This is a genomic window from Flavobacterium nackdongense, assembly GCF_004355225.1.
In the GTDB taxonomy this organism is placed as follows: domain Bacteria; phylum Bacteroidota; class Bacteroidia; order Flavobacteriales; family Flavobacteriaceae; genus Flavobacterium; species Flavobacterium nackdongense.
This window is the reverse complement of record NZ_CP037933.1, coordinates 2,722,748-2,740,230: the sequence shown is the minus strand read 5'-3', so window position 1 is coordinate 2,740,230 and position 17,483 is coordinate 2,722,748. Positions and strand designations below refer to the sequence as shown.

General features: G+C 36.1%; 12 protein-coding genes. 5 read left to right on the top strand and 7 right to left on the bottom strand.

Annotated features, from left to right (window positions below; all coding sequences use genetic code 11):
- Window positions 1-37: 37 nt before the first annotated feature.
- Together E1750_RS11800 and pgi are read right to left on the bottom strand one after the other, a co-directional pair.
- On the bottom strand, window positions 38-3,382 hold the full coding sequence (locus E1750_RS11800; protein WP_133276969.1) for a TonB-dependent receptor: 3,345 nt from the start codon (window positions 3,380-3,382) through the stop codon (window positions 38-40).
- 325 nt (window positions 3,383-3,707) lie between these two features.
- Entirely contained in the window at window positions 3,708-5,351 is a 1,644-nt protein-coding gene (gene pgi / locus E1750_RS11795; protein WP_133276968.1) for a glucose-6-phosphate isomerase, read from the bottom strand.
- A 228-nt stretch (window positions 5,352-5,579) separates the two neighbouring features.
- Here pgi and E1750_RS11790 point away from each other — a divergent pair, with 228 nt between their 5' ends.
- Both E1750_RS11790 and E1750_RS11785 read left to right on the top strand, forming a co-directional pair.
- Complete coding sequence (locus E1750_RS11790; RefSeq protein ID WP_133276967.1) at window positions 5,580-5,873, top strand: type II toxin-antitoxin system HigB family toxin; 294 nt, start codon at window positions 5,580-5,582, stop codon at window positions 5,871-5,873.
- A gap of 5 nt (window positions 5,874-5,878) precedes the next feature.
- On the top strand, window positions 5,879-6,244 hold the full coding sequence (locus E1750_RS11785) for a helix-turn-helix domain-containing protein (RefSeq protein ID WP_133276966.1): 366 nt from the start codon (window positions 5,879-5,881) through the stop codon (window positions 6,242-6,244).
- 40 nt (window positions 6,245-6,284) lie between these two features.
- On the opposite strand, the gene E1750_RS11780 is transcribed toward E1750_RS11785, so the two are convergent.
- The 5 genes from E1750_RS11780 to E1750_RS11760 form a co-directional block, all read right to left on the bottom strand.
- Window positions 6,285-7,499 (bottom strand): M23 family metallopeptidase, encoded by a 1,215-nt coding sequence (locus E1750_RS11780; RefSeq protein ID WP_133276965.1) that lies wholly within the window; start codon window positions 7,497-7,499, stop codon window positions 6,285-6,287.
- An 84-nt stretch (window positions 7,500-7,583) separates the two neighbouring features.
- The gene (locus tag E1750_RS11775; RefSeq protein WP_133276964.1) at window positions 7,584-8,366 is read right to left on the bottom strand and encodes a DUF3108 domain-containing protein; all 783 of its coding nucleotides are present in this window, start codon (window positions 8,364-8,366) and stop codon (window positions 7,584-7,586) included.
- 331 nt (window positions 8,367-8,697) lie between these two features.
- Window positions 8,698-10,812 carry a patatin-like phospholipase family protein gene (locus E1750_RS11770; protein WP_227873886.1) on the bottom strand — a complete coding sequence of 705 codons (2,115 nt, stop codon included), beginning with the start codon at window positions 10,810-10,812 and terminating at the stop codon, window positions 8,698-8,700.
- A gap of 237 nt (window positions 10,813-11,049) precedes the next feature.
- Window positions 11,050-12,837, bottom strand: coding sequence for an excinuclease ABC subunit UvrC (gene uvrC, locus E1750_RS11765; protein ID WP_133276962.1), 1,788 nt, complete (start codon window positions 12,835-12,837; stop codon window positions 11,050-11,052).
- Between the two features lie 95 nt (window positions 12,838-12,932).
- Window positions 12,933-14,264 carry a Fic family protein gene (locus E1750_RS11760; RefSeq protein WP_133276961.1) on the bottom strand — a complete coding sequence of 444 codons (1,332 nt, stop codon included), beginning with the start codon at window positions 14,262-14,264 and terminating at the stop codon, window positions 12,933-12,935.
- 114 nt (window positions 14,265-14,378) lie between these two features.
- Here E1750_RS11760 and E1750_RS11755 point away from each other — a divergent pair, with 114 nt between their 5' ends.
- The 3 genes from E1750_RS11755 (at window position 14,379) to E1750_RS11745 (ending at window position 17,431) form a co-directional block, all read left to right on the top strand.
- Window positions 14,379-15,617: a pyridoxal-dependent decarboxylase gene (locus tag E1750_RS11755; RefSeq protein WP_133276960.1), complete on the top strand. Its 1,239-nt coding sequence runs from the start codon at window positions 14,379-14,381 to the stop codon at window positions 15,615-15,617.
- Window positions 15,610-16,173, top strand: coding sequence for a 5-formyltetrahydrofolate cyclo-ligase (locus E1750_RS11750; protein ID WP_133276959.1), 564 nt, complete (start codon window positions 15,610-15,612; stop codon window positions 16,171-16,173). The genes E1750_RS11755 and E1750_RS11750 overlap by 8 nt, the downstream gene beginning before the upstream one ends.
- A 262-nt stretch (window positions 16,174-16,435) precedes the next feature.
- Window positions 16,436-17,431, top strand: a complete 996-nt coding sequence (locus tag E1750_RS11745; RefSeq protein WP_133276958.1) for an NAD(P)H-dependent glycerol-3-phosphate dehydrogenase — start codon at window positions 16,436-16,438, stop codon at window positions 17,429-17,431.
- Window positions 17,432-17,483: the final 52 nt, after the last annotated feature.

The window sequence follows — 17,483 nt, the reverse complement described above, 5'->3', positions numbered from 1 at the left end:
TTAAGTTTAAATGTATTCGTTTTATTTTTTATTAATATTATTTACCAAAAGTATATCTTAACGTAAATTGAGCTTGCCAAACATCAAACACTGATGCGTTATTTACAAAAGTATCTCTAGTCAGGAATCTTTTCCCTTGATTGTCTGTTTGTAAAGACATTTGGTAACCAGGAATAAAATTATTTGCTGAGCTTGGAGCTTGAGAAACTGATAAAATATTAGGATTTGTAGCACGTTGCGATATTCCCCAATCTCTATTTAAAAAGTTAGTAAAGTTTAAGATATCGGCTCTAAATTGAAAACTGTTTTTCTTACCCGCAATTTTTACGTAGAAATCTTGTGTAACCGAAAGGTCTAGTCTGTGCAACATTGGCAAAACATTTGAGTTTCTTTCAACATACTGACCTCTTCTTTCTCTCAAATAGGAATCTTGCTCAATATATTTTTCAAAAGCTGCTTGTTGATCAGCTTCAGAATATAGCACTAACGTTGATCCTCCAAGGGTTTGTGTTATTGGTACGAACCTTAAATCTGTAGCCTTCATAGGCACAAAAAGTAAATCATTTCCATTTACTCTGTCTCCATTCAAATCTCCGTTGTAGGTATAACTGAAAGGATTTGCTTGCTCCCCGATGTATCCCAAGTTGATAGAAGTAGCTCCACCAAATTGTTTTCCGTATTCAATTTTATACCCTAATATACCCACTACTCTATTAGGAGTGTTATTATTAGAGATGCTCAAATCTAAATCATTATTTCCATTAACAGATCTTGCTCCAGTCCAAGAACCAGCGGCTATTGAACCTGCAGACATCAAATCATAAGCTCCAGAATGCGTATAGGCAATCGAACCCCATAATCCTTTTTTGTAAGGATATTCTAGTTTAACAGTAGTGGAATAAAAATACCCTTGATTAGAGTTTGAAAGCACTATTCCGTTAGAAACATTGTTGTTTACACGAACTCCATTGTCATTACCTGCATACAATGGTCTATTATCTGGACCTGCAATTGTTCCGACTGGATCAGCAAAATTAGCGTTGTAATAAAACACTTCGTTAATGTTTTTACTATAAATCCCTTCAAGGGTTCCAATAAACCCAAAAGGTAATTTTTGATCTACCCCAATAGTTGTTTTCCAAACTTGTGGAAATTTGTAGTTACTATCCGTAAAAGCCAAATCAAAAGTAGATGGTAATGTTGGGGTTGCAGGAGTAAAATATTGTGCTGGACTAGCAGTAAACCCATATCCTCCTGATGAAAGTGCTGAACCACTAGCATCAACAAATCCAGTGAGAACTCCATTGTTACCAATAGCGTTAGATAAGAATACAAAAGGAGGTCTTCCTGTAAATATTCCTGTACCACCTCGAACTTGTGTTTTTGCATCGCCACTTACATCTAAATTGAATCCTATTCTAGGTTCAAATAAATATTGAGTATCTGGAACGTCACCGGTGTTAAACTTTTCACCATCGGCGAAAGTCATTGCAGTTACTGCTGGATTTTCAAGCGCAGTATCTTTGAAAGAAACTGAGGTCGCGCGCAAACCAACCACAACTTTCAAATTGTCTGCTACTTTATATTCATCTTGAACATAAAGGTCAATTTTATCCGATTGCATAACTTGCAGCGGATCGCCACCACCTTCTAATGCAGAATATCTAAATTGTGTTCTAGTTGGTAAAGTAGCTATTGACGGAGTTCCATTTGCCGCTAAAGATTCATTTGCCGCGTTATAAAACTCATTTAAAGAGTTGAAAATAAACACTCCATTAGATCCTGGGAAAAATAAATTTTCTGATTTGAAACGTTCGTAATTAGCTCCAAATAACAAGGTGTGTTTTTCGTATGTTTTAGTTACGTTATCAGTAAAATGCAGTGTAGAATAGTTTAATTTATTACCCTGCGTAAATGGATCTAAACCAACAGAAATAAAGGTTGCATTCCCAGTAGTGAATCCACCAGTAGCAATTGGAGTTCCATTAAGTATGTCAATTGTAGGGAATAGTCCGCCTCCTTGAAGTCCTCTATCCTCTATTTGCTTATCGTAACCAGCAATAAAATTATTGGTCCAAGATTCTGATAATTTAGAGTCTAATTGTAATACAAAAGATCTTGTATTATCTTGTAGCGTATATCCACTGTTTTTAAATGCCATCGATTCTACACGTTGTGTTCTATTACCAAATCCTAATGAATTGGAATTGGAAACAGGAACGTCGGATGATGAATCGTGATGTACGTAGCGAATATTAAGTTTGTGATTGTCATTGATGTTCCAATCTATTCTACCAAGGAATTTTATAGATTCTCGTTTTGAATCAAAATTTTCCCAAGGTCCTGTACTATAATTGAATTTATCCTGCATAAAATTAGAAAGCGTTTGCATTTGATCGTATGTCGGATTAGATACCTGAGCACTTGGATTTGGCGAACCTGAAGAAGTCCAAGTAGTTGCAGGACTAGTGTTTTCAATTGTTTCAAAATTTCCAAAAAAGAACAATTTATTTTTAATGATCGGCAAACCAATTCTTGCTCCCCAAATCGCTTCATCGAATGGTGCTGGAACAATACGAACTTCTCCCGCCTTGGTACCAACAAAATTTTCCTTGTTACTTCTAGTTGAAGTATAGACAGATCCTTCAATCTCATTCGTTCCACTGCGGGTAACAGCGTTTATTCCTGAACCTGTAAATCCTGTTTGACGTACATCAAAAGGAGCAATGTTTACTTGTAATTGCTCAATAGCATCCAACGAGATGGCGGTAGAACCTGTTCTACCTCCTGCTTGAGAATCGCTACCAAGACCAAACCCATTGTTAAAAACAGAACCGTCAATAGTAAAGTTATTCAACCTTGAATCTTGACCCCCAAAACCACCACCACTTCCAGCATTTGGATTGTATTTGGTAATAGAGTTGATGGAACGAGCGCCAATAGTTGGTATCGCATTTACTTCTCTATTGGAGAATTGTTGCGAAGCTCCCGTTTTGTTTTTAGAAAAAACTCCGTTCGTGTTTGTTCTAGAAACAACCACTTCTTTCAGCTGATTTGTTTCGTCTGCTAGAACCGCATCTACAGTAGTAATACTACCCAAGGGCGCGACAACTTCTGTAGTTTCACTTGTAATTGAACCAACAAAAGAAACCTTAACCGTATATGGTCCCCCGGGTTTAATTGCTTGAACCGCATACCCTCCTGTGGCACTGGTTATTGTATTATACTTCGTTCCAGTAGGTACGTGAATAACCTGAACCGAAGCCCCCGGAATTCGTTCCCCAGATACAGATTTAACTGTTCCTGAAATCCCTGAAGTAGTTACTTGAGAGTACCCCATAAACGACAGGAATAAAATAAAAATAAAGACAATTTTTTTCATATTAATTTGTTTGTTTAGTTTGGCAAAATTCTAACATTTTATCGACTTAAATGTTAATGAAATGTTAATAAAATAATTTTTAATACTGTATTATTAACAAATATAACTTTCCACTGCGAATGTGTTAATTAAAAAAACATAAAAACCTGATTTATAAGGCTATAGATAATTTATGCCTCATGCCAATTGTTAATAAATAAATATCCTTTTTATCCTAAAAAATAATTCAAAACCTCTTGTATTATAACTACTTAACAAAAAAAACCTTGACTTTTAAAAAAGTCAAGGTTCCTGATAAATTTGCTTTCGCAAGAAAACTACAATTTTATTTATTCTTCAAAAAATGATGCAGTAAAAATTCCGTTGAGCTGTCGTGTGCTTTAACATTTTTTGAATTGATTTCATCCAAAATCGAGTTGGCTAATTGTTTTCCCAATTCAACTCCCCATTGATCATAGCTGAAGATATTCCAGATAATTCCCTGTACAAAAATCTTGTGCTCATACATAGCAACCAAAGAACCCAAGCTTTTTGGCGTTAGTTTTTGAATCAAAATAGTATTGGTGGGTTTATTGCCGCTAAAAACTTTAAATGGCAATAAAAATTTGGCTTTTTCTTCCGAAAGGCCTTGTTTATCAAATTCTGCCTGTACTTTTTCGGCTGATTTTCCGTGCAATAAAGCTTCGGTTTGTGCAAAAAAGTTAGACATCAATTTATCGTGGTGGTCTTCGTTGCCATACAATGGTTTTACAAATCCAATAAAATCAGTAGGAATCAACTTGGTTCCTTGATGTATCAACTGAAAGAAAGCGTGTTGCGAATTGGTTCCTGGTTCTCCCCAAATTATTGTTCCGGTTTGGTAATCTACAGGGTTTCCGTCGCGATCCACACTTTTTCCATTGCTTTCCATAAAACCTTGTTGCAAATAAGGCGCTAATTTTTGTAGGTATTGCGTATACGGAATCAATGCTTCACTTTCGGCACCAAAAAAGTTATTGTACCAAATGCTTAGCAAAGCTAAAATTACCGGAATGTTTTTATCGAAATCTTCACTTTTGAAATGCTCGTCCATTTCGTTAGCGCCCTCCAACAATGCATTATAATTATCAAAACCCACAGCCAAACTAATCGAAAGTCCTACGGCACTCCAAAGCGAAAATCGTCCGCCAACCCAATCCCACATCGGGAAAACATTGTCCGGATTGATACCAAATTCCGTTACGCGCTGCATATTGGTGGAAACAGCCACAAAATGTTTGGCCACATCTTCTTGCGAAGCCGATTTCAAAAACCAAGCTCTAATGGTTTCAGAATTGGTCAGTGTTTCTTGTGTGGTAAAGGTTTTCGAAACAATGACAAAAAGAGTAGTTTCAGGATTTAATTTCTTGATGATTTCATTTACGTGATCACCATCTACATTCGATACAAAATGAACATTTAGGTGATTTTTATAAAATCGCAATGCTTCGACCACCATTGCTGGTCCAAGGTCTGAGCCTCCAATTCCAATGTTTACCACATCAGTAAACGATTTGCCTGTATATCCTTTTCGATCACCGTTTACAATTTCATTAGTAAAATTCTTGATTTTGTTCTTTACTGCCACAACTTCGGGAATCACATTCTCGCAATCTACTTTAATGTTGGCAGTTGATGTCGCACGCAAAGCGGTATGCAAAACAGCACGGTTTTCGGTTTGATTGATAAGATCTCCGCCAAAATAGCTAGAAATTGCCGCCTTCAGTTGAGATTCTTTTGCCAATTCAAGCAAAATATTTACCGTTTCCTGATTGATGATATTCTTCGAATAATCAATCAAAAAATCATTCCACTGTATATTAAATTGAGACGTTCTAGTGTTGTCTTCGCTAAACATTGCCGACATAGAAGCATTTTGCATTTCTTGAAAATGATCCTGAAGTTTTTGCCAAGCGACTGTTTTTGTTGGATTTGTGTTATGTAATGCCATAATAGTTTAATTTTTTTGAAAGTGCAAATTTACAATTTTAGTTTTTAAAATAGGTGATACTGCCCACTTCTTTAAATTAAGAAATAGTCATTATTTCGATTTGAAGATTGTAAACACTCTATAACTCCAATTGTTGAAGAAAAAATATTGCGGTAAAATTATTCTGTAATTCGAAATTAAGTTTTATAATTCAAAATTATTTATACATTTGCCTTAAATTTCAAAGCAATGAGAATAGTTACTTTTACAAAAATTAAAGAATTTGCAGAAAAACATTCCAATTCGGACGTTGCTTTGAGGGATTGGTATTTTAAATCCAAAAGAAGTGAGTGGAACCATTTAACAGATATAAAACAAACATTCAGCACTGTTGATTATGTAGGAAATAACAGGTATGTGTTTAATATCAAAGGCAATGATTATAGACTTGTTGCCATTATCATTTTTGCTTCAAGCAAGGTTTACATTCGATTTATAGGCACCCACTCCGAATATAACAAAGTGGACTGTTCAAACATTTAGAAACTATGAGAACAATAAAAACAAAAAAAGAATACACCGCAATAACAAACCGTATTGAGGAATTGTTAACTCTTGTGGATAACAACACCCCAACCACTGATAAAAACTTTATCGAATTAGACTTGCTTTCGGATTTGGTGGCTGATTTTGAAGAAACTAACGAACCAATAAAAGCACCTACACTTGTAGAAGCTATGAAATTACGCATGTACGAACGAGGTTTAAATCAAAAACGCCTGTCTGAACTATTGGGTGTTAGTACCTCAAGAGTTAGTGAATACTTAAATGGCAAAAGCGAACCACCTCTAAAAACAGCTCGAGATATTAGCCAAAAGCTAGACATTGACCCAATGATTGTTTTAGGACTTTAACCATTAAAAAAAAGAGATTTAACGTATTGCGGTAGTCAAACTAGAGATTGGCAACACTATCCAATTCCCATTTCAAAGGTTCTATTTGCTGTTTAAATCTAGGGAGGTTTTTTTTCTCCATAGGTTGAGAATTAGGCAATTTCAGCCTAAGAGCATCGACTTGTACTCCATTTTTCCAAAAACGATAGCAAACGTGAGGCCCCGTTGCAAGACCGGTACTTCCTACCTTCCCGATAATACTTCCTTGGGTTACGCGCTGCCCTCTTCTAACCAAAATTCGCGACATATGAAGGTATTGGGTGGAATAGGTTCGGTCGTGCTTTACCTTTACAAAATTCCCATTTCCTGCGGTATATCCGGTTTGCTCTACAATCCCGGAGGCAGTGGTCATAATCGGGGTGCCGGTTGGCGCAGCGTAATCCGTTCCTTTATGTGCCTTCCATATCATTTGCACCGGATGAAATCGGCTTCGCGAGAAACGCGAGGTAATATTGGCATATTTCAGCGGAGATTTCAGGAAAAAATTCTTGAGTGCTTTTCCTTCTTCGTCATAATAGTCGAGTTTTCCCCCTTGATTTTGAGCAAAGGGAAAAGCATAAATCATTTTGCCCTTGTATTCAAAAAAAGCAGCCCGCAAACTATCGACTCCATCGTAAATGGTGTCATCAATATACCTCTCGGTAAAAATAACACCAAACTGGTCACCTTTTTTCAACTTGAAAAAATCGATGGACCAAGCATACACTTTGATTAATTTATTGGCCAAGGCCGGATCCACTTTTTGCCTGCGTAATTCTTCGGAAAAAGACCCCTTTAACTCTCCGGCAATGGTTCTTTTTTTAAAACTGACAGGCCTTGTAATTTTTGAAACACTAACCGAGTCTTTAAAATCTATGATGTAATAATTGCCTCTATCGGGTTGATAAATAGCGTATTGAAGGGCATGAAAACGGTCTTTCGAACGCAAAAAAGTATAGGCTTTGCCGATTCTCACCGTGCGAACATCAAAACTATCTTTTATTTTCTGAATGATATCATACACTTTCTTGTCGCCAAGATTTTGAGTTTCTAAAATACTTCCGAAAGTATCGCCCCTTTTGATGGTGTCTTGAAAAACATTGAAATCTTGGAAAATAAAACCAAATTGTTCCTTTTTTTGTGCTGAATCTACTTCCGGAAGTAGGTCCTCGGATTCTGCTTGTTTACAAGAAAAAATCGAAAACAAAACGAGGATATATAGAACTATTTTTTTCAAATTAAGGGTATTATATATTGTACAAAAATCGAATCGCAGACGACATTAATTCCTCAATTGGAATTTTTTTACTTGACTAAACTATCAATCACGTTTGTTTTTTTTGATTTTAAACGGATACTTTAATCCTTTGTAACTGTCTAAATCCGCTTTTATAGCGCCCACTAGGAGGCTAGCTTTTATCCGCAAAGGAATTCGGTTTTCATCGTCTGATATCCAAACGGTTAAACTTTCTTCTTCTTTGAAAACTCTTCCAGTTTGAACTGTTGGTCTAAAAATCATAGTCGAAACAACCCCAAATTTAGTTTTAATATCCTCACGCCCTATAAATTTTAACCTAAATTTTGTAGTTTTATCGTCGAAAAACATATCGATTGCTACAAATTCGCCCGGTTTCATTTTTTCGATATTGGGATAGTTTCGCAAATAATAAAAGGAAGATAAAATGTCTTGAGTGTTTTTTGGAACCGAAAAGCTTTTCTCGGTATTGCGTTTATAATCTTTGACTAGAATTTTATTTTCTGTTGGATTAAAAAACCCTTCCTGATTTTTGGTGTAGCCCCCTTCATAAATTTTTCTAACAAATTGATAGGGATTACCCGTAACCTTATCGATATAACTTTCGTAGGTATCGTCGACCTTAAAAAAAAGGCTAGAAACTCCGGTAGTAACACCCTTTCCTATGACGTGATATACAGTTTTGTTATTTATTGTGGCTTCTTTGATGTTTAGAGTTGCATATCCCGCATTGATTATCTGATAGTGAATTCGGAATACAAACTGTTCTCCAACTTCATAGGCAGATGGCTTTTGAGGACTAAATCCTACTGCAGTAATACAAATAAACAATAGCATTAATTTTTTCATCTTCTTACTAATCATCGATTTACTGCCTAACAAATTTTGTTCCAAATGTATTAAAACAAAAAAACTCAGTCAAATTAATGACTGAGAATTCATGCTATTAACTAACCAAAAAACTATAAATTATGAAATTTATATGAAATCCGGAAGGAAACCACCCCTTCCTTTTTTGCTTTTGCAAAGGTACATCCGTTTTTTAAAAAAAATAATGAAAAATAAAGTTTAACACATTGAATGCAAAGACAAAATCCAAAACAGCTTATTTTTTTACATCGTATAAAAAAAAGCAACTTTTTCTGTTTTCTTGATAATTTATTTGAAACAAATAATGCAATTAAAACCAGAATCCAATGCCAAACCAGGTAAATCCTTGACTTGTTTCGGGCGACCAAGAGTATTTTACTTCAATAGGGCCAATAATTGTTTCTAAACCATAGCCCAATGCATAGCCTGAATATTTTGGCAAGGATATCCAATCTAACGTATCAAAAAGATTGTTTTCGATATTGGCATAATTGGCAGAAAAATTCAAATGATTTTTTTTGAAAATTTCGTAGTCGACCGCAATTGAGGATTTCAAATAACTATCTCCTGCGAGACTCAAGAAATCATATCCGTAAAATGGCTTGAAATTATTGACAGGAATAAATCCGTATCCACCCAAAACAAAATCAAAATACGGAACGCTTTTATTACCGATAGAAAAACCGGCTTCTGTTTGAATTTTGAGGACCGTTTTAGAAATAATTTTAATGGCAATCCCAGCATCGGCTTTTGCGATAGAGTACGGATTAAACTTGTTCGTATAATCGGATGAAAGCAGATAATTATGGATTTCGCTACTGAGATACCATCCTTTTGTTGGGAAATATTGACTATTAAAAGAGTCGAATTTCATGTAGGCAAAAACACTTCCATAGTAGCTGCGATCGATTACAGGATTGGAAATCGTGAGTGTTTCGGAATTGATATTGAGGTATTTCAGTTCTAATCCTGCTCCGATAAGGAATTTTTGCGCAAAAATAGATTGAAAGTAGAGCTGATGCGTTAAATCCAGAAAATTAATGTTGATAAAATTCTGCGACGGATCAATAGACAATCTGCTTATTTCTCTAGTTACATTTTTATTAAACTGATTCAACTGCGAATTGAATCCTAAACTCAAATTGTAACCATTGTCTATATAATAATCTAAATTATACCGAACATTATCCCCGATAATCAAATCAAAGGAAGCGACATCGTTTTTGAAAAACGTGTTTTTGTTGGTGATATTGGCCAAAACGGCACTTTTATAGAGTCCATCGTAATGCAGGCCAAATTTCAAATAGGTCGAAATTGGGTTTTCGATCAAGTTCAAAATCAAATCATCTCCCGATCCGTTGGGCTCCAAAGAATAGGTTATCGTTCCGAAATTTCGGGTTGCGTCTAAATTGTTTATTCCTTTCTCTAAATCTTTATAACTAATTTTTGACCCCGGTTTGAACTTCAATTTTCCTTGAATATAGGGCTTTGAATAATGTTCCAGTAAAGTACAATCAATATTCACAATCTGCAGACTATCCGCTGGCAGGACTAATTTTGGCTTTTGATAAGGTGAGGTGGCATTGGCCAATTTATTAATATCTTCATAAACCGTAAAGGCTGCTTCCTCACCCCGTAGGATAATTTCTTTTGCCTTCTCGAACGATATTACACCAATATCCTTGATGTCAGGTTTGATATAAATGTCCGTTTCTTTGGCATTGACCTTCATTTTTTCGATCATTTCAAGATTCGTGATTTGGAATAAAATCTTAGTCGCATCCTGAAGTTGATCTTTATCCCTCAAACCGCTTTGCACATCGACACCTATGATAATATCCGCGCCTAATTTTTTGATTTCTTCGATCGGATAATTATTGGTCACACCTCCGTCTACTAATAGTTTTCCGTCGAGTATTACTGGCGAAAAAACCGACGGCAAAGCGGAACTGGCAAACAAAGCCTGAGCCAAAACACCGTGATCCAGAATCACTTCCTTGCCCAATTCAATATCCGTAGCTATGCACAAAAAAGGCGTTGGCAATTGATTGAAATCGCGAACGTGCCGGGCGTGCAAAGTAAGTCGGTTGAATAAATTGTAATTAAACATTCCTTTAGACAGTGACTGCGGCACTCCAATTCTGAATTTATTGAAAGGGAGCACAAAGGCGTAGAGCTCGTCGTTACGTTTTTCGTAAAAACTTTTGGAAGATCGCGGCACATAATCAATGAGCAAATTGTCGAAATTGGTTGCAGAAACAATCGAATCGAGTTGGGCTGCATTATAACCCGATGCATAAAGTCCGCCAATAACTGCGCCCATACTGGTTCCGCCGATATAATCTATTTTTACTCCCGCTTGCTCAAGCACTTTCAGGACACCAACGTGCGCCAAACCTTTGGCACCACCGCCGCTCAAAACCAAGCCAATTTTAGGTCTTTTGATAGTGTCTTGTGAAAAGGAGAAAAAAGAAAAAAGAAAAAAGATTATAGATAGGAGATGAGTTAAGCCCCCGATTGCAGTGGAAAGCCTCGAGGAAAAAAAAGCTATTTTTTCTTGAAAAAAAAGAGCGACCCAAGAAGCTCCTTTTTTTTTGATAGAAAAAAAGCTTTTTGACCGAGAGCTTGAAACGAAAAGCGGGATTAGGCTCATAAAAAAAGGCTAATTGGTTTTGTAAAAGTCGACAATTTTTTTGGCTTTTGAAACACCTATAACGTCCGAAATTTCTTTTTCTGTTGCTAATTTCAATCTTTTTACACTTTTGAAGTGCTGAATTAAGGCCAGCATCGTTTTTTCGCCAATTCCCGGAATGCTTTCTATTGAGGAATTCAAGGCCGATTTGCTTCGTTTGTCGCGGTGATGCGTAATCCCAAATCGGTGAGCTTCGTTTCGCAATTGTTGAATGACCTTGAGGGTTTCGGATTTTTTATCTAAATACAGGGGTATCGAATCGCCGGGATAAAATAGTTCTTCCAGCCTTTTGGCAATGCCGATGATGGTGATTTTTCCTCTCAACCCCAATTCGTCAATGCTTTTCAAAGCCGATGACAATTGTCCTTTTCCCCCATCGATGATGATGAGTTGCGGCAATGGTTCGTTTTCGTCCAATAATCGTTTGTATCTTCGGTAAACCACTTCGGTCATCGAAGCAAAATCATCGGGTCCCTCGACGGTTTTGATATTGAAATGTCGGTAGTCTTTTTTGCTGGGTTTCCCATCTTTAAAAACTACGCAAGCCGAAACAGGGTTGGTTCCTTGAATATTAGAATTGTCAAAACATTCGATGTGGCGCGGTTCTACTGGCAATCGCAAATCTTTTTGCATTTGCGCCATAATGCGGTTGGTGTGACGGTCTGGATCTACAATTTGCAGTTGTTTCAATTGTTCGATTCGGTAAAATTTAGCGTTGCGAATCGACAAATCTAAAATCTGTTTTTTGTCGCCCAATTGCGGAACCGTAACTTTTATTTTTTCGCCTAAATCAATCTCAAACGGAACTATAATCTCCTTAGATAACAACTGAAAACGCTCCCGAAGTTCGATAATCGCCAATTCTAATAATTCTTCGTCGGTTTCGTCCAATTTTTTTTTGATTTCCATCGTGTGCGAACGAATAATCGAACCGTGGGAAATTTGCAAAAAGTTGACAAAAGCAGCCGTTTCGTCAGAAACGATAGAAAACACATCGATATTAGTGATTTTTGGATTGATAATCGTAGAACGCGATTGGTAATTTTCGAGGATTTCGATTTTCTCCTTTATTTTTTGTGCTTCTTCAAAGTGCATATCCCGAGCCAAATCATTCATCACTTTCTTGAAATCTTTCATTGACTCTTTGAAATTTCCTTTCAGGATTTCGCGAATAGCATCGACTTGTTTTTGGTAATTTTCCAATGATTCATATCCCTCGCAAGGGCCTTTGCAATTGCCAATATGGTATTCTAAACAGACCTTGAACTTTCCGCTTTCAATATTCGATTTACTCAAATCATAATTGCAGGTTCGCAGCGGATAGAGTTCTTTTATTAATTCTAAAATGGTGCTCACTGTTTTGAAACTCGTATAAGGTCCAAAATATTCGGAGCCATCTTTAATCATTCTTCGGGTAGAAAATATTCGCGAAAACGGTTCTTTTTTGATGCAAATCCAAGGATAACTTTTGTCGTCCCGCAGCAAGACATTGTAGCGCGGTTGCAAGGTTTTTATGAGATTGTTTTCCAATAAAAGAGCATCGGTTTCAGTAGGAACAACGATGTGTTTTATGGTGACAATTTTCTTGACTAGCACATTGGTTTTTGCCGTGTCGTGAATTTTATTGAAATAGGATGAAACTCTTTTTTTTAAGTTTTTGGCTTTGCCTACATATAAAATCTTCCCTTCCTTATCATAATACTGATAGACTCCGGGACCGTCGGGCAAAGTTTGAATTTGAAGTTCGAGAGTTGACATTTTAGATTGCAGATTTTAGATTGCAGATTGCAATTGAGATTGAAAATTAGCCACAGATGAAACAGATTTAACGGGTTTTCACAGATTTTCACAGATTATTTGTTTTCTTTTTCGGCGATTTTTTGTTCTATGAATTCTTTGTGACGTTTTACTTCAGATTTTACTATTTTGTCGATTTCAGTTTTAGTTAAAATTGAATCATATAAAACTTCCCAAGTAGTTGTATCAGAAAAATTTTTTATTTTACATGAGTTGGCATCAAAAATAATAGAAATATAGTTCTCATATTTTACTTCTTCAAATCCCGTTTGCTTTAACATCGAAAAAATATAATAAATTTTTATTTTATTCAATACCAAATTGTCAATTTCGTCAGCTTTAAAGTTTTGTAAAAAATCTTCTTTAGTCAAATAATTAAAGTTGTCACCGAATATTTCAAATTCACAACTAGAATATAACTTTTCAAACTTTGACATCATTTCTGTGTAAGTCAGTATAAATGGCAATATTGAATTTTGAAATAATTCTGCTGAAGATTTATGAGATTTTAAAACTTTGGTGCTTTCAATAATTTTTAATTTCTGCTCCAACAACGCAATTTCCTTATCCAAATCATCGTCTTCCTCAATATTTTCCCCTTTTGCTCCTGCAATCATAATTTCAAGTGACCGCACCAAATTTTGCGCAATATAATTGATGAAAGTTTCTATATTTCCCGCATCTGCCATTTGCAAAGCGGCAAAATAATTAGCCTTGTCTTCCGTTTTAATAATTACTGGAGGAAACCCTAATTGCATTAATATAAAATTCATCAGGATTCGGGCTGTTCTGCCGTTTCCATCATCAAACGGATGAATTCGGATGAATTTGTAATGAAATTCAGCTGCCAGAAATATTGGATTTACATCCGTTTCTTTGATTTTTTGATTGAACCAATTCAGCAAATCATACATTTTTGCTGGAGTTTCTTCGGGTGTTGCAAAATAGAAGATTTCTCCCGTTTTGGTTTTTACATGATTGGCAGTGATTTTGTAACTTCCAACAGTAATTTTTTTTTTGGTTGGTTTTCCATCAGGAGTTATTGCATCAACTTCATACGATTCTTTTAATAAAAGAGTGTGCAATTCTCTAATGAAATTTTCCGTCAAAGGTCTTTCGCCTTTAATCATTACCAAAACCCAATTAATCGCTTCGTTATGTCCAGTGATTTCTAAAGTGTCTTTTAAAGGTTTACCTTGAGCCGTAATGCCAAACAAAATCAACGCTTTGGTTTCGCCATAAGTAAGAGTATTCCCTTCAAGATGGTTGGAGTGATAGTTCCAGTCTAAACGAAATTTTTGCATGATAATCGCTTCTTTTTCTTTGTCAATCGGACGCAAATTGTCCAATTCATTTTTAAGTTCCAATGCTTTTGCGATATCTTCCATAAGACAAGAATTTAATTCAAACAAATTTAACTTTAAAATTGGCATAAACCAAATTCATACAATTATCACCTCCATAAAAATTAATACATTTATCTTTGCAAAAATATTTTACCCATGATTTACTGGAAAAAACTTTCGCACGATGAAAGAAAGAACCGAATAGAAAAAGCATTAGAAGAAAACGTAAATTTCGCTACCGATGCTTCACTTGGCTATCCCGCCTCCAAACTCGATGGAAAAGTGTTTTATGATGATGCACCCTTTTTGCAAGATGCACCAACCCTGAAAACGTATGTTGCCAACCCAAATCATATTGGTTGTCACACTTTGGGAACCTCTGAAAATGCTTTCAAAGGAACTCAAGAAATGGAACGCGAAGTGTTGAATGTGATTGCGGTTGATATTTTTAAAGCACAACCCGAATCGATTGATGGTTATATTTCGCCGGGCGGAACGGAGGCCAATATCCAAGCAATGTGGATGTATCGCAATTTTTTTATGTATCAAAAAGGCGCCAAAATTGAAGAAATCGCTATCATAGCCTCAGAAGACACCCATTATTCGATCCCAAAAGGAGCCAATGTTTTGATGATCGATTTAATCAAAATTCCGGTGTCTTTCCAACAAAGAGAACTCGACAAACTAGCCTTAGAAAACGAAATTATCAAAGCGCAACAAAACGGGAAAAAATATTTTATCGCTATCGCCAATATGGGAACCACAATGTTTGGTTCTGTTGACAATCCTGATGATTATACTTCGCTTTTAGAAAAGCACGATGTCGAATACAAACTCCATATCGACGGAGCTTATGGTGGGTTTGTCTATCCGTTTAGCAATCAGAAATCGGTAATCAATTTTAGGAATCCAAAAATCAGCTCCATCACGATCGATGCGCATAAAATGCTACAATCTCCGTATGGAACGGGCGTTTTTGTGTGTAGAAAAGGACTCATCGAAAATGTTTTGACTAAAGAAGCCGAATATGTTGAAGGTATGGATTTGACCCTCTGCGGCAGTCGTTCCGGTTCGAATGCTGTGGCTGTTTGGATGATTTTGTTTACCTACGGCCCTTTTGGTTGGTTCGAAAAAGTGAGTATTTTACAAATGCGTACCCAGTTTTTGTGTCACGAATTGGACGAATTAAATGTCCACTATTTCCGGGAACCTTTTATGAATATTGTAACGATTGATGCGCAACATATTTCCGAGGATGTCGCAAAAAAATTCGATTTGGTCCCCCAACAGCATCATAAAGGAAACAAATGGTACAAAATTGTGCTTATGGACCATGTCGAAATTCAACATTTGACTACTTTTATCAACGAATTGAAAACGACGATTCATGCTTAAAAAGGAACTGAGGCAAAAATACAAAACGCTACGCAGCTCGCTTTCCGAAGATGATTTGGAAGAATTAAGTTTGGCTATAGCCAATAAAGTACTGTCCTTGCCCATTTGGGAGCAGACGTATTTTCATATTTTCCTGCCCATTTCGGAACAAAAAGAAGTCAATACAGAATTTATTTTGCATTTGTTATCCGGAAAAGACAAAGAAATAATTATTTCGAAAAGTGATTTCGAAACTAGGGAAATGACTCATTTCTTGTTGACAGACAATACCAAAATCAAGAAAAACCAATACAATATTCCCGAACCTGTTGATGGATTAGAAGTTCCAACAACTAAAATCGAAGTGGTTTTCGTGCCGCTTTTGGCTTTTGACAAAACAGGTCATCGAGCAGGTTATGGCAAAGGTATTTATGATAAATTTTTAAAGGAATGCAAACCTACAACCATCAAAATTGGTCTTTCTTTTTTTGAAGCCGAAGAAAAAATTGAGGATGTTTACGAAAACGATGTGAAATTGGATTATTGTGTGACACCGAACGAAGTGTATCGGTTCTAATGTGTCCCGAGTACAAATAAAAAGGCGCTCAAACTACCTCAATGAACGCCTTTTCAAATACTAAAACAAAACTAACTAATTCAATCCTTTTTTGATACAAAAAATAATTATCAATACACCATAACGTTCGGATAATAAGATTATTGTATTAAAATAAAAAATAATTTAAATTTTTATTTTTAGGTTTCAAAATTCCTTTCTCTAACTTACTTTTGCTTTACTACTGAATTTTTAAGTACTTTTGATTAAATTTAATAAAAAAATGGCCGAAAATTTAAAATTTGCCGTAATTGGTGGCGGAAGTTGGGCAACTGCTATTGCCAAAATGCTTTGCGTGAACCTCCCCGAAATCGCCTGGTATATGCGAAATGAAGATGCTATCGAGCATCTAAAAACGCATCATCACAACCCCAATTATCTAAGCTCTGTTGAATTCGATATAACAAAACTAAAATTAACCAGTGATCTCAACGAAGCAGTGGCCTATGCCGATTTTCTCATCTTTGCCATTCCATCGGCTTTCTTGAATGGTGAACTCGAAAAATTGACCGAAAGTTTGGAAGGAAAAGTCATTTTTTCAGCCATCAAAGGAATTGTTCCCGAAACCAGTTTGATTGTAGGCGAACATTTCAATAAAACCTACAACATCCCATTCGAAAATATCGGTGTAATTACGGGCCCTTGTCACGCCGAAGAAGTCGCTTTGGAACGTTTGTCCTATCTTACCATTGCCTGTGGCGATGCTAAAAAAGCCAAAATAGTAGCCAAAAATTTATCTGGCAATTACATCAAAACCAAAATCTCTGACGATATTATTGGAACCGAATATGCCGCAATGCTCAAAAACATTTACTCGATAGCCGCAGGAATCGCTCACGGATTGGGTTATGGCGATAATTTTCAATCGGTAATAATGAGCAACAGCATTCGAGAGATGAAAAAATTCATCAAGAAAGTCCACAAAATGAAGCGCAACATCAATGATTCAGCTTATTTGGGCGATTTATTGGTAACGGGGTATTCTATTTTTTCCAGAAACAGAATGTTCGGCAATATGATTGGAAAAGGCTATACCGTAAAATCCGCGATGATGGAAATGAGTATGGTTGCCGAAGGCTATTATGCTACCAAAAGTGCCTACAACCTCAACTTGGGTTACGGTGCTCAAACTCCAATTATCGATGCCGTTTACAGCATTTTATACGAAGGAAAATCAGCAAAAGCAGTGTTTAAAAAATTGACTGAGAAGTTGGATTGATAATTGTTTCTATTAACGAAGAATACTTGAGTGTTAGCAAATATTTTCCAAC